The sequence below is a fragment of the Nocardioides sp. Root1257 genome (assembly GCF_001425175.1).
Classification (GTDB): Bacteria; Actinomycetota; Actinomycetes; order Propionibacteriales; family Nocardioidaceae; genus Nocardioides.
Window position 1 is genome coordinate 811,300 of the sequence record NZ_LMDV01000009.1, and the last position, 13,000, is coordinate 824,299.

Annotated in this window: 16 protein-coding genes and 1 pseudogene; 11 read left to right on the top strand and 6 right to left on the bottom strand. The window is 72.9% G+C overall.

Annotated features, from left to right (window positions below; translation table 11 throughout):
• The first annotated feature begins 1 nt into the window (after window position 1).
• From ASC77_RS17930 to ASC77_RS17965, 8 genes are read left to right on the top strand one after another with little or no spacing between them, the layout of a single operon-like run.
• Entirely contained in the window at window positions 2-1,156 is a 1,155-nt protein-coding gene (locus tag ASC77_RS17930; RefSeq protein WP_056156073.1) for a CaiB/BaiF CoA transferase family protein, read from the top strand.
• Complete coding sequence (locus ASC77_RS17935; RefSeq protein ID WP_156391163.1) at window positions 1,153-1,776, top strand: enoyl-CoA hydratase/isomerase family protein; 624 nt, start codon at window positions 1,153-1,155, stop codon at window positions 1,774-1,776. The genes ASC77_RS17930 and ASC77_RS17935 overlap by 4 nt, the downstream gene beginning before the upstream one ends.
• Window positions 1,773-2,381, top strand: a complete 609-nt coding sequence (locus ASC77_RS17940; protein WP_056156078.1) for a hypothetical protein — start codon at window positions 1,773-1,775, stop codon at window positions 2,379-2,381. Before ASC77_RS17935 ends, ASC77_RS17940 begins: the two co-directional genes overlap by 4 nt.
• Window positions 2,381-3,082: an alpha/beta hydrolase gene (locus ASC77_RS17945; protein WP_056156082.1), complete on the top strand. Its 702-nt coding sequence runs from the start codon at window positions 2,381-2,383 to the stop codon at window positions 3,080-3,082. Before ASC77_RS17940 ends, ASC77_RS17945 begins: the two co-directional genes overlap by 1 nt.
• Entirely contained in the window at window positions 3,079-3,591 is a 513-nt protein-coding gene (locus ASC77_RS17950) for an NAD(P)H-dependent oxidoreductase (protein ID WP_056156085.1), read from the top strand. The genes ASC77_RS17945 and ASC77_RS17950 overlap by 4 nt, the downstream gene beginning before the upstream one ends.
• On the top strand, window positions 3,588-4,103 hold the full coding sequence (locus ASC77_RS17955) for a flavin reductase family protein (protein ID WP_056156086.1): 516 nt from the start codon (window positions 3,588-3,590) through the stop codon (window positions 4,101-4,103). Before ASC77_RS17950 ends, ASC77_RS17955 begins: the two co-directional genes overlap by 4 nt.
• Before the next feature lie 36 nt (window positions 4,104-4,139).
• Window positions 4,140-4,829: an aspartate/glutamate racemase family protein gene (locus ASC77_RS17960; RefSeq protein WP_056156090.1), complete on the top strand. Its 690-nt coding sequence runs from the start codon at window positions 4,140-4,142 to the stop codon at window positions 4,827-4,829.
• On the top strand, window positions 4,826-5,311 hold the full coding sequence (locus tag ASC77_RS17965; protein WP_056156093.1) for a hypothetical protein: 486 nt from the start codon (window positions 4,826-4,828) through the stop codon (window positions 5,309-5,311). The genes ASC77_RS17960 and ASC77_RS17965 overlap by 4 nt, the downstream gene beginning before the upstream one ends.
• On the opposite strand, the gene ASC77_RS17970 is transcribed toward ASC77_RS17965, so the two are convergent.
• From ASC77_RS17970 to ASC77_RS27530, 3 genes and pseudogenes are all read right to left on the bottom strand, one after another.
• Window positions 5,298-5,792, bottom strand: coding sequence for a DinB family protein (locus ASC77_RS17970; RefSeq protein WP_056156096.1), 495 nt, complete (start codon window positions 5,790-5,792; stop codon window positions 5,298-5,300). The two genes, ASC77_RS17965 and ASC77_RS17970, sit on opposite strands and share 14 nt — an antisense overlap.
• 9 nt (window positions 5,793-5,801) lie before the next feature.
• Window positions 5,802-6,503 carry a helix-turn-helix transcriptional regulator gene (locus ASC77_RS17975; RefSeq protein WP_235547803.1) on the bottom strand — a complete coding sequence of 234 codons (702 nt, stop codon included), beginning with the start codon at window positions 6,501-6,503 and terminating at the stop codon, window positions 5,802-5,804.
• 42 nt (window positions 6,504-6,545) lie between these two features.
• Window positions 6,546-6,773: pseudogene (locus ASC77_RS27530) on the bottom strand (helix-turn-helix domain-containing protein); the annotation flags it as partial.
• Between ASC77_RS27530 and ASC77_RS17980 the strand changes: the two are divergent.
• Entirely contained in the window at window positions 6,750-7,292 is a 543-nt protein-coding gene (locus ASC77_RS17980; protein WP_056156603.1) for a DUF664 domain-containing protein, read from the top strand. The pseudogene ASC77_RS27530 and the gene ASC77_RS17980 overlap by 24 nt on opposite strands.
• 65 nt (window positions 7,293-7,357) lie before the next feature.
• Here the strand turns inward: ASC77_RS17980 and ASC77_RS17985 are convergent, their stop codons facing one another.
• Window positions 7,358-8,002: a fasciclin domain-containing protein gene (locus ASC77_RS17985; protein ID WP_056156098.1), complete on the bottom strand. Its 645-nt coding sequence runs from the start codon at window positions 8,000-8,002 to the stop codon at window positions 7,358-7,360.
• A gap of 110 nt (window positions 8,003-8,112) precedes the next feature.
• Window positions 8,113-9,276, bottom strand: a complete 1,164-nt coding sequence (locus ASC77_RS17990) for a PucR family transcriptional regulator (RefSeq protein ID WP_056156101.1) — start codon at window positions 9,274-9,276, stop codon at window positions 8,113-8,115.
• A 93-nt stretch (window positions 9,277-9,369) separates the two neighbouring features.
• Here ASC77_RS17990 and ASC77_RS17995 point away from each other — a divergent pair, with 93 nt between their 5' ends.
• A complete protein-coding gene (locus tag ASC77_RS17995; RefSeq protein ID WP_056156103.1) occupies window positions 9,370-10,485 on the top strand; it encodes a ferredoxin reductase in 1,116 nt (371 codons plus the stop codon).
• Between the two features lie 13 nt (window positions 10,486-10,498).
• Entirely contained in the window at window positions 10,499-11,734 is a 1,236-nt protein-coding gene (locus tag ASC77_RS18000) for a fatty acid desaturase family protein (protein ID WP_056156106.1), read from the top strand.
• Window positions 11,735-11,872: 138 nt separating this feature from the next.
• Here ASC77_RS18000 and ASC77_RS18005 read toward each other — a convergent pair whose 3' ends face one another.
• Window positions 11,873-12,976: an FUSC family protein gene (locus ASC77_RS18005; protein WP_056156108.1), complete on the bottom strand. Its 1,104-nt coding sequence runs from the start codon at window positions 12,974-12,976 to the stop codon at window positions 11,873-11,875.
• Between the last annotated feature and the right edge of the window lie 24 nt (window positions 12,977-13,000).

Here is a 13,000-nt window from a genome sequence, read left to right on the forward strand (position 1 = left end):
CGTGACTCGACCGTTGGAAGGGGTGCGGGTCGTCGAGCTGGCGCACGTCGCCGCCGGGCCGTTCGCGGGCATGCTGCTCGCGGACCTCGGCGCCGACGTCGTCAAGCTCGAGCCGCCGGCGGGTGACCAGATGCGTGCCTGGCCGCCGTTCGCGGAGTCCGGGGACGAGCGGTTCAGCCACAACTTCGCCTCCGTCAACCGCAACAAGCGCTCGGTGGTCGTGGACCTCAAGGATCCTCGCGACCTGGCCCGGGCGCGTGCGCTGGTCGACGCCGCCGACGTCGTGGTCGAGAACTACCGCCCGGGCGTGCTGGACCGCCTCGGCCTCGGGTACGACGCGGTCCGCGAGGGCCACGCCGGCCTGGTCTACTGCTCGATCTCGGGCTACGGCCTCACCAGCCCGTACGTCGACGCCGGCGCCTACGACGTCGTCATCCAGGGGATGTCGGGGCTGATGAGCGTGACGGGCGAGCCCGACGGCGGCGCGGTCAAGGCCGGTGTGCCGGTCGGCGACTTCACCGCCGGGCTGTACGCCGCCTACACGATCGCGGCGCTGCTGCCGCAGGTGCGGGAGACCGGCACCTCGGTGCGGGTCGACTGCCCGATGCTCGACTGCCTGCTCGGCGTCTCGGCCCTGCAGACCAGCGAGTTCTGGGGCACCGGCCGCGAGCCCCAGCGGCTCGGTACGGCGCACCCGCGCAACGCGCCCTACCAGGGCTTCGCCGCCGCCGACGGCGACTTCACGGTCGCTGCGGGCAACGACCGGCTCTGGGCGGCGGTCGCCGACGTCGTCGGCCGGCCCGAGCTGGTCGACGACCCGCGCTTCCGCACCCAGGTCGACCGGGTCCGGCACCAGCACGAGCTCGCGGGGCTGCTCGCCGACCGGTTCGCCCTCGAGAAGCGCGAGCACTGGCTGGCCGAGCTCCGGGACCGGGGCGTGCCGTGCGGCCCGGTCAACACCTTCGGCGAGATCCTCGCGGACCCGCACGTCGAGCAGACCGGCCTGGTCGCGTCCCTCGACGTCCCGGTCGCCGGCCCGACGCCGACCGTCGTCTTCCCGGTGCGCATCGAAGGGGCCGTGCCCCGGCTCGACCGCGGCGCGCCCCGGCTGGGCGCCGACACCGACGTGCACGACGAGTGGGTGGCGGCGTCATGACGGTGTCGGTGGAGCGTGGCGACGTGTGGACGGTGACCCTCAACCGTCCTGCTCGCGCGAACGCGCTCTCGGCCAACCTCGTCGAGACGCTGCACGCGGTGCTCGACCAGGCCGACCGGGCCCGCCCGGAGGCGCTGGTGCTGCGCGGCAACCCGCGCCACTTCGCGGCCGGCTTCGACCTCGGCGGCCTCGAGGTCGAGACCGACGCCTCCCTCACCCTGCGCTTCCTGCGCATCGGGCTGCTGCTCGAGCGGCTCCTCGCGGCGCCGTACGTCACCGTCGCGGTCGCCGAGGGGGCGGCCGTCGGCGCCGGTGCCGACCTGGTGCTCGCGTGCGACCACCGGCTGGTCGACCCGCGGGTCTCCCTGCGCTTCCCGGGTTCCGCCTTCGGCGTCGCCCTGGGTGCGGTCCGGCGCGCGGAGCTCGGCGACGCGCAGGTGACCGGCCGTCCCTCGGACCTGGCCTTCGCCCTCCGGTCGACCCCTCCCCGCCCGTCGCACGACGGCGACGCCGAGCTGGCCACGCTGGCCCGCTCGCTGGCGGCGCCGGGCCTCCGCGACCGCATCGCGGCGTACGCCGCCGCCCGAACCGCCGCCCGACTCACCCAGGAGCGAGCATGACCCAGCAGCAGATCGTCCCCGTCGACACCGACGTCCCCGAGCTCGTGACCTTCGCCCGCACGGTCGAGGGCCTGATCGCGCAGGGCCTCGACGAGCAGACCCTCACCTCCGCGATCCAGGCCGAGCTCACGGCGACGCTCGCCGCCGGCTTCGACCTCCCCGCCGGCACGACCGAGCCGGACCCCGACCGCTACGTGATGTATCCGCTGCACGTCGCCCGCGACGGCTCGTTCTCGATCGCCAGCGCGGTCTGGAACGTCGGCCAGGGCACCCCCGTGCACGGCCACGAGACCTGGGGCGTCGTCGGCATCTACAGCGGCGTCGAGGTCGAGACCCGCTACGAGAAGCCGGCCGCGCCCGACGTGCCCCTCGTCGAGCAGGGCACCGACGACTGGGGCGCCGGCGAGGTCACGGTCTGCTGCACGACCGACGACGACGTGCACCAGGTGCGCTGCGGCGGCGACCAGCCGGTCGTCGGCATCCACGTCTACGGCGCCGACATCGGCACCCTGCCCCGCCGTTCCTACGACCCCGAGACCGGGGCCGTCCACTGGTTCACGTCCACGTGGGCCCACCGACCCTCCGATGCAGAAGGAGCTCGCTGATGACCGTCACCTCCTGGGACGAGCCCGCCGGCGCCAACCCGCGCGGGACCCTGATCGTGCTGCCGGGCCGCGGCGAGACGCCCGCGGCGTACGAGCGCTTCGGCCGCCGGCTCGCGGCCGACGCCTACCGGGTGCGGCTGGTGCCGGTGGCGCTGGCCGACGTCGAGGCCGCGCGCGTCACGGTCGAGAAGCTGCTCGCCGACGAGGAGCTGCCGGGGCCGAAGGTCCTCGTCGGTGCCGACAGCGGGGCCACGCTCGCCGCGCTGCTGGCGCCGGAGATCGCGGTCGACGCCGTGGTGGTCGCCGGCCTCGCGCTGCCCGACTCCGCGGGCGTGGGGTCGTGGGACGACGAGATCGAGGCGCGCACGGCCTGTCCGGTGCACCGCTCCGTGATCACCGGGGACGACGGCTTCGGTCGCGGGGGCCTCAACGAGCCGCTGCCGTGGAGCTCCGTCGAGCTGGCGCCCTCCGGCAAGCCCACGCTGCTGCTCCACGGCTCCGCCGACCCGATCACCCCGGCGGCCGCCGCGCTCGCGCCGTACGCCGGCGCCGAGGACGTGCGGGTCCGGGTGGTCAACGACGGCCGGCACGACGTGCTCAACGACGCGTCGCACCGCTCGGTCGCCGCGACGATCGTGCTCTTCCTCGAGTCTCTGCGGCTCGGCTCCGAGCTGCCCGAGATCGTGCGGGCAGCGTCATGAGCGTCGCCGTCGTCGTCGGCAACCCCAAGCCCGGCAGCCGGACCCTGGCCTCGGCGATCCACGTCGCCCGGGAGCTGGCCGGCGAGCCCGACCTCGTCGTCGACCTCGCCGACCTGGGGGCCGCCCTCCTGGACTGGTCGAACCCGCAGGTCACCGCGCTCGTCGAGCAGGTCGGCGCGGCCGACCTCGTGGTGGTCGCCAGCCCGACGTACAAGGCGGCCTACACCGGCCTGCTCAAGCTGTTCCTCGACCGGTTCGCCGGTGGCACCGGGCTGTCCGGGATCGCCGTACCGCTCATGCTCGGCGGCAGCCCGGCGCACTCGCTCGCGCCGGAGCTGACCCTGCGTCCGGTGCTCACCGAGATCGGCGGCACCGTCGTGGGCCGCGGCCTCTACGTCCTCGACTCGCAGCACGACGACCCGGCGGCGCACGACGCCTGGCTGGCCGCGACCCGCCCGTTCGTGACCACCCTCCTCAGTCATACCTCCGCGAAAGGCAGTGCCGCGTGACTCAGCAGCTCTCCACCAACCAGGACCTCGACCCGACCCTGCTGCGCGCGGCGTTCGGGTTCTTCCCGACCGGCGTGGTCGCCATCGCCGCGGAGGTCGACGGGCGCCTGGTCGGCCTGGCCGCGAGCTCGTTCACGACGGTGAGCCTCGACCCGCCGCTGGTCTCGGTCAACCTCGCCCGCACGTCCAAGACCTGGCCCGACCTGCGCCGCGCCGGCCACCTCGGCGTCACCGTGCTGGCGGGGGAGCAGGCGGTCGTCTGCCGGCAGCTCGCCGGCCCGGTCGACGACCGGTTCACCGGCATCGCGCACCTGGTGAGCGACGAGGGCGCGGTCACCCTCGACGAGGGACTGGCCCGCTTCGACTGCACGATCTACCAGGAGGTCGACGCCGGCGACCACATCCTGGTGCTGCTCGAGCTGCACGCCGTCGAGCACGTCGACGCCGACAGCCCCAGCACGCCGCTGGTGTTCCACCGCAGCGGCTTCGGCAGGCTCGAGCAGACCGCCTGAGGGCCGACGTGAGGTCCTGCGTGGTAGGTATCTGGGGTGCGACGCATCGGCCTGCTGGGTGGGATGAGCTGGGAGAGCTCGGCGCTGTTCTACGACCTGCTCAACCGCGGGGTCGCGGAGCGGCTGGGCGGGTTCCACTCCGCGCGGCTGCTGATGAGCTCGGTGGACTTCGCGGAGATCGAGGAGCTGCAGCGCGCGGGTGACTGGGACCGCGCCGGTGAGCTGCTGGCCGACGAGGCCGCGCGGCTCGAGGCCGCGGGTGCCGACCTCCTGGTGCTCTGCACCAACACGATGCACAAGGTGGCGCCCGCGATCGAGGCGGCGACCGGCGTACCGCTGCTCCACCTGGGCGACGTCACCGCCCGGGCCGTGCGTGCGGCGGGCCTGACGACCGTCGGGCTGCTCGCCACCCGCTTCACGATGGAGCAGCACTTCTACGTCGACCGGATCGCCCGGCACGGCGTCGCGGTGCTCGTGCCGTCGGCGGAGGACCGTGAGGTCGTGCACCGGATCATCTACGAGGAGCTGGTGCTCGGCGTCGTCCGCGACGAGTCGCGCGAGGCCTACCGCGCGGTGATGGAGCGGCTCGCCGCCCGGGGTGCCGAGGGCATCGTGCTCGGCTGCACCGAGATCGAGCTGCTGGTCGGCGCCGACGACAGCCCGGTGCCCGTCTTCCCGACCACGCAGCTGCACGTGGATGCCGCGATCGACGCGGCGCTCGCATGACCGAGGACTTCCGGGCCGATCGGGTCGGTACGGCGCTGGCCGGCACGAACCCGACGGTGCTCCGACGGCTGCGCGCGGGCTTCGCGGTGATCGCCGACGTGCAGCACCTGCCCGGCTACTGCGTGCTGATCAGCGACGACCCGGCGGCCGACCAGCTCACCGACCTGACGCCCGAGCGGCAGCTGGCGTTCCTCGAGGACATGGCGATCCTCGGCCGGGCGGTGGCGGCGGTGGCCGCCCGTCGCGACCCGGACTTCCGGCGGATCAACCTGGAGATCCAGGGCAACACCGACGCGTTCCTGCACGCGCACGTCACGCCGCGCTACGCCTGGGAGCCGGCCGACGTCGTGGGCTGGCCGGCTGCGCTGCACCACTGGACGAAGCAGGTCGGCGCCGGCCACGAGCTCGGCCCGCAGCACGACGAGCTGCGCGCGGAGCTGACCGCCGAGATCGACCGTCAGGTGGCGGCTACCGGCCGGTGACCTCGTCGATCTGCTCGCGCAGGATGTCGGCGTGGCCGACGTGGCGGATGACCTCACTGGTGGTGTGGGCGAGCACCCAGCGCAGCGTCTTGCGGTGACCGTCGACGGGGACCACGGTCAGCGCCTCCGGGGAGCCGGCCGCCGCGATGTGCCGGTCGGCTTCGTCGACGGCGGCGCGGAAGTCGGTGATCACGTCGGCTGAGCTGCGGTCCTCCGGGACCACCATGGTGAAGTCGGTGTCGGCGTACGCCGGGTCGCCGCCGACGTGGTGGGCGAACCACCAGCGCTCGCCGGCCGCGCAGTGCTGCACCAGGCCGAGCAGGTTCGTGTCGGACACGACGAGGCGCCGCCGCAGTTGCTCCTCGTCGAGGCCGTCGAGCTTCTTGAGCAGGCAGGAGCGGGCGAAGTTGAGGAAGGCGAGGGCGGTGTCGAGCTCGCCGTCGTCGTCGCGGGGGACGATCTCACGCTGGGTCTCGAGCATGGCCCGACCCTAGGTCGCGCCGTCGGCCGACGCGACCAGCCGCCGGCCGAGCTCGGCGAGCGCGTCCCGCACCTCGTCGCCCTCGACGGTGAAGGCGACGGGGATCAGCGCGAGCTGCCGGGCGTACCAGTCCGGGTCCTCGGTGCTCGCCACCATCCGGGTCCGGTGGCCGGGCAGCTCCTCGAGCAGGGCGAGGCTGCGCGGGACCCAGCGCCGGACCCACACCGGAGGCGCCTCGACGACCACCTCCACGGCGTACCGCCAGCCCTGCGAGAAGTGCTCCTCGACGGTGCGCAGCGCGTCGAGGTCGGCCGGGGGAGTGAAGGTCTCCGGGAGCGTCGCCACGTCGGTCACCCGGTCGACGCGCAGCACCCGTCGGGCGTCCCGGCTGCGCGACCAGCAGAGCAGGTACCACCGGCTGTGCCGCAGCACGACGGCCCACGGCTCTACGACCATCTGCGAGAGGTGGTCGCCGGACCGGTAGGAGAGGTCCAGCACGCGGGCCGACGAGCAGGCCGACAGCAGTCGCTCGAGGTGCTCGTGCGGGGTCGCCTCGCCCGCCGGCTCCGGCAGGGGTACGGCGACCCGCTCGGGCAGCGCGCGCACGATCTTGCCGAGCGCGCCGCCGACGACGTCGGCCGGGTCGGCGGCTCCGGGGTGCCCCTCGAGCGTCGCCATCACCAGGCCGGCGGCCTCCGCCGCGGTGAACATCAGCGGCGGCAGCCGCAGTCCGCGGCCGACCCGGTAGCCGCCGTACGGGCCGCTGACGGACTCGATCGGCAGGTCGGCCTCGCGCAGGATCGCGACGTAGCGACGGGCCGCGCGACCGGTGACGCCGAGGGCGGCGCCGAGCTGGTCGGCGGTGATGCCGCGGCGCGCCTGGACCAGCTCGAGGGCCTGGAGCGCTCGTGCAGTCGGGGAAGTAGATCGTCCGGGAATGGTCCTAGTGTGCCGGACATGACGGAGATCAACATCGGACAGGAACCCCCACTCGCCGGCACCGAGGTCGAGGCCCTGATCGGGTCGCTCAACCGGATGCGCGGCTACCTGCTGTGGAAGTGCGGCGGCCTGGACGCCGCCGGCATCCGCGCCACGCTCGGGCCGTCGACCCTCACGCTGGGCGGCCTGCTCAAGCACCTCTCGGCGGTCGAGGCGGTGACCTTCGCGTGGAAGCTGCACGGCCGCCGGCCCTTCCCGCCGTTCGACGAGTGGGACTGGGACGACGGGGCCTCGCTCTTCCGGGTCGAGGACGACGACACGCCAGAGTCGCTCGAGACGCTCTTCAAGGAGTCGGTGGCGAAGGGCCAGGCGCTCGTCGACGAGGCGATCGCGACGGTCGGCCTCGGCGGCGACGCCGACATCGCCGACGACCAGGGCACGCACGCCAACGTGCGCCGGCTCGTCTACGACATGATCGAGGAGTACGGCCGCCACGTCGGCCACGCCGACCTGATCCGCGAGTCCGTGGACGGTCTGGTGGGCGAGGACCCCTCGGACTAGCTGCGCCCCGCCGGGACGTCGTACGGACGGGGCGACGACCCCGTCCGTGCGACGTCCGCGGTCGCTCAGAGGTCGAGCGGCAGGAGCACCCGGTCGATCGCGTGGCCGATCTGCCGGTTGCCCTTGTTGATGTTCGTCGCCACCACCCGCGGGTTGCGGAGGTCGGGGTCGGCGTCGACGAGGGTGACCTTCGAGCCCTTCACCCGGACCGTGACGGTCCCGCCCTGCGCGGTCGTCAGCTTCGCGCCGTCGGACTTGAGCACCTTGGCGGCGCCCAGGGTCTTGCCCGGCACGACGTGGTAGAGCAGCACGGTCTCGATGACGTCCACGCCGGCGGCCTTGGCGAGCGCCTTGAAGGTCGCCCGCTCGGTCTTCGGTGCCGTGCCGGTGAGCGTCTTCGCCAGCTGGCGGAAGGCGCGGTCGGTCGGCAGGAACGCCGTGAGGCGGACCTTGCCCCGGGCGAGGACGCCGACGGGGCTCTTCGGCTTCTCCTTCAGGACGGTCGAGACCGCCTGGTCGAGGATGTCGAAGTCGCCCCAGTTCTTGTCGAAGTGGTGCCCGTCGGCCGCCAGCACCGCCGCGAGGCTGGTCCGGCCTGCTCGATCGGCGGTGCTCGGCGCCGCCTGGGCACCGGGTGCTGCCGCCACGGTGGTGGTGGCAGCGAGGACGGCCGCAGTGAGGCCGGCGGCAACAGTGTGCTTCCTGATCATCGGTTTCCCTCCCGAAAGTTCCGCGGCGACGCCGCGGGATAGGTGCAGTTGCACCGGGGGTTCGGAGACGTCCGGGGAACGGATGGGGCGGATCTCGAAAGCTTTTCGGCTCAGCCCAGCGCCACCGTCAGCGCCAGCACGGTGTCGGGGTCGTCGAGGCGGTCGCCGTACAGCTCGCGGAGCTGGCCCATCCGGTAGCGCACCGTCTGGGCGTGCACGAAGAGGTCGGCGGCGACGTCCTCGCGCCGGCCCTGGTGCAGCAGCCACGAGCGCAGGGTGTCGGTCAGCTTCTCGGCGGTGCCCGGGCGCAGGTCGGCGAGCGGCGCGAGCAGCTGCGCGCGCAGGTCGGCGCGGGCGGCCGGGTCGGCCTCGAGGACCAGCGGCACCAGGTGCGCCTCGGTGTCGAGCTCGAGACCGGCGGCACGGGCGCGCAGGGCCCGGTCGTACGACGCGCGCACCTCGAGCCACGGCCGCGCCGGGCCGGCGGTGCAGCCGCGGGTGCCGAGCGTGCGCAGCAGCGCCGTACGCCGGTGGCCGTGCGCGTCGGGCACCAGCAGCAGCACGCTCTCGTCGAGCTCGGGCGCCTCGGTGGCCGCGATGGTCGCCGGGGAGACGGAGGCGAGCACCGGTCGCACCTGCGACTCCGGCACGATCACCGCGGTGAGGGTGCGCGGCGGCTCCCACCCGGCGCGCTCGACCGCGGCCTGCACGGTCTCGACCGGCGACCCGGTGAGCAGGTGGTGGGCGATCCGCTCGAGCCGGCGCTGGCGCACCCGGCCGGTGGTCGCGAGCTCGTCGGAGTGCCCGGCGACGCTCGCCGCGGACAGCTCGTCGATGTAGGCGAAGACCAGCTCCGCGAAGGCCACCAGGGTCTCGGCGTCCAGGCCGTTGCGCACCGCCGTCGTCGACATCTCGCGCCAGGAGACGCGGGCGCCGATCCGGTACGCCGCGAGCAGCGCCTCGGTCGTCCGGCCGCTGCGCGCCTCGCCGCGACCGAGCTGGTAGGCGCCCTCGACGGCGGGCGCGGTCGGCGTGGACACCTCGGCGCCGCGCTTGCCGCTCGCGAGCGAGAGGAAGCCGCCGAGCGCGAGCTGCACCGCGTTGCGGATGGTCTCGCCCATCGGCCCGCTGAACGCGTCGGTGTAGCTGGGGACCTCGTCGATGATGGCCGCGACGACGTGCTCGGCGACCTCGGGCAGCTCGCCGCGCATCCGGTCGACCGCGAGCGGAGGGAGGCGGAGCCCGTGGTCGGCGGTGCGGCGTACGGCGGCCATGGCGTCCTTTTTGTCATCTGCGAACAACTGTGACGTGGATCTTCACGTCCTGCGGTCAGGATCTTACGCCCTGGGCGCAGCACACTGGAGTGCATGAGCATCGCCCTCCCGTCCACGACGACCCGGTCCACCCGCGGCCGGACGTTGCGCGACAGCCTGCGCCGCGTCGCGGAGGCCGCCGTCACGCCGCTGGAGCTCAGCGACGTCCTCGACGTGTTCCACCCGCTGCGCCGCGGCGCCGACCTCCGAGCCCGCATCGTCGAGGTCCGCCCCGAGACCCACCAGTCCGCCACGATCGTGCTCCAGCCGGGTCGCGACTGGACCGGCCACGTGCCCGGTCAGTACGCCCGCGTCGGTGTCGACGTCGACGGCGTCCGCCTCTGGCGCACCTACTCCCTGACGCACGGGCCGCGCGCCGACCGCCGGATCAGCATCACGGTCAAGGCGATCCCCGACGGCGTCGTCTCCAACCACCTGGTCCACCACGCTCGCGCCGGCCAGATGATCCAGCTCGACCAGCCCCAGGGTGAGTTCGTCCTCTCCCAGCCCCTCCCCGCCAAGCTGCTGCTCGTCACGGCCGGCTCCGGCATCACGCCGGTCATCGGCATGCTGCGCAACCTCTTCTCGCGCGCCGAGCGGCCGCAGACCGACATCGTGCTGCTGCACTCGGCCCTGTCCCGTGCCGAGGTGATCTTCGGCAGCGAGCTGCGCCAGTACGACGCCGCCGGGTGGCTGCGCCTCGTCGAGATGCACACCGACACCCACGGGCTGCTCCAGGTCGACGACCTCGACGAGATCGTCCCCGACCTGGCGGAGCGCACTGCGTACGCCTGCGGACCGGCGGGCCTGCTCGACGCGCTCCAGGAGCACTACGACGAGCGCGGCCTCGTCCTCACCACCGAACGCTTCCGGCCCGTGACCGTCGTCGCCGGCGAGGGCGGCACCCTCACCTTCGCGGGCGGCACCGTCGTCGAGGCCGACGGCGCGACCCCGATCCTCGACGCGGCCGAGAGCGCCGGCGTCCTGATGCCCAGCGGCTGCCGGATGGGCATCTGCATGGGCTGCGTCGTCCCCCTGAAGGAGGGCGCGGTGCGCGACCTCCGCAACGGCGCCCTCACCGTCGCCGTCCCCGGCGAGACCGGGCCGGGTGGCGTCCGCATCCAGACCTGCATCAACGCGGCCGCTGGCCCGTGCCACATCGACCACTGAGAGCGAGGCACTGATGACCACGATCACCAAGAAGCCCGTCAACCCCACCGCCCACCTGACCCCGGAGGACATCGAGCAGCTCGGCATCGAGCTCGACGCGATCCGCCAGGACGTGCTCGACAGCCGCGGCGAGCAGGACGCGGCGTACATCCGCAACATCGTCACGGTGCAGCGCCGCCTCGAGCTGGCGTCGCGCGCCGTGCTGCTCGGCTCCGCGCTGCCGCCGCTGTGGGTGCTCGGCACCGTCGGCCTGTCCGTCGCCAAGATCCTCGAGAACATGGAGATCGGCCACAACGTCATGCACGGCCAGTGGGACTGGATGCGTGACCCGAAGATCCACTCGACCACCTGGGAGTGGGACAACGCGTCGACGGCCGACGGCTGGAAGCACGCGCACAACGAGATCCACCACACCTACACGAACATCGTCGGCAAGGACAACGACCTCGGCTACGGCATCATGCGCGTCGACGAGGACCAGCGCTGGCACCCGATGTACCTCGCGCAGCCGGTGTGGAACTTCATCAACGCCTGCTTCTTCGAGTACGGCATCGCGGCGTACGACCTCGAGCTGGGCCGCAACCTACGCATCCCCAAGGAGAAGCGCAGCGAGCAGTTCAAGACCAACCTCTCGAAGACGCTCAAGAAGATCCGCAAGCAGGCCACGAAGGACTACGTCGTCAACCCGGCGCTGGCCATCCCGTTCGGCGGCTTCCTGCCGACGCTGGCCGCCAACTTCACCGCCAACCTGGTGCGCAACGTGTGGTCGCACTCGGTGATCATGTGCGGTCACTTCCCCGAGGGCGTCGAGACGTTCGAGAAGAAGTCGATCCCGGACGACGAGACCCGCGGTGAGTGGTACCTGCGCCAGATGCTCGGCTCGGCCAACATCTCCGGCTCGAAGGCCATGCACCTGATGAGCGGCAACCTGTCGCACCAGATCGAGCACCACCTCTTCCCCGACCTGCCGTCCAACCGGTACGCCGAGGTCGCGCCCAAGGTCCAGGCGCTGTTCGACAAGTACGACCTCAACTACCACTCGGCCCCGCTGCCGCAGCAGGTCTACTCCGCCTGGCACAAGGTGGTCCGGCTGTCGCTGCCCAACGGCTGGCTCGAGACCACGACGGTCAAGAACCTCCCCGAGCAGACCAAGCTGCTCTGGGCGATGACGACGAAGGGCCCGAAGGTCCGCCGCGCCGCCACCGCCCGCCTCCAGCAGCAGGCGCGCAGGATGACCAAGGCCGCCTGAGGCCTGCGGGTTTCACCGGTCAGCCGCCAAGGCCCGCGCGACACGCCGACGACCGACGGCGTGGCGCACGGGTTCTGGCTGCCAGGTCTGCGGGTTCTGGCGGTCAGCCGGTGAAACCCGCAGACTTGCCGATCGCAGTCAGCGCCGCTGCAGGCGCGTGATCGCCAGCGGCGGCTGGCCGAGCGGGTTGGCGGCGGCGACCTCGTCCATCGCATCCAGGGTGTTGCGCAGGTTGACGACCAGGGCGCCGTAGACGGGCCAGTGCGCCGGGGATCTCTCGAGCGCGCCGAGGTCGTCGACCAGCGAGCTGAGCCGGACGTGGACGTCCCCGATCCGGTCCGGGTCCGCATCGGCGATCGCCCGCCCCGCGTCCCTGACGAGGAGCGGCCAGCGATCGCGGAAGCCAGGCTCCCACTGGTCGCGGCCGGCGACGTGGTAGCCGAGGGTGCGCGCCATGCTCCGGGTCTCGGCCACGGCCTGCTCCATGCGGCCCAGCAGGGCCTGCCAGCGCCGCGGGTCGCGAAGCCCACGCGCCGAGCGGCGCGGGTTCATCCGCCCGCTCTCCTGCGCTTGTCGCACGAGCGCCCAGGCGTGATCCAGATCGGCGTCCAGCGAGCGGGTGCGATCGATCCACGCGGCGACGTCCTTGTCCGTGCAGGGTCCGACCATGCCGTCGCCGATGTCGATGAGCAGGGCGCCGATGTCGTCGTCGATGCTGTTCATGGCCGAGATCGCCGTACGCCGGCGCAGTGGCGGCCAGACGACGGCGTTCACGAGCAGGCCCACGACGATGCCGATGGCGGTGTCGAGGAGCCGGTCGAGCAGCAGGGAGTCGTCACTCGTGTAGCCGGTCGTCAGCACCACCATCGCGGTGGCCGCGACCGTGATCGCTTCGGAGCCGAACCAGTCCAGTGCGCCCACCACCAGTCCCAGCGTGATCACCACGGCGACCGAGACCGTGTCCAGCCCGAGCGCGTTGCCGACCGCCCAGGCGAGCACCACCCCGACGACCGCCGCGGTGACCTGCTGGAGCCCGCGCGAGAACGTCCGGTACACCGTCGCGTGCACCACCAGCAGTGCGGCCCAGGGGGCGAGGAACGACTGCGACAACGAGAACGCCTCGGTGGCGAGCACCCAGGCGAGCACGGCCGCGAGCGCCGTCTTGAGGAGCTGGGTGACGTCGGTCCAGAAGACGGGGTCGTTGGACCGACGTCGCCACTCATCGGGCAGGGAGGCAGTCATCTGGGGACGGTAACCGTCTCCGCC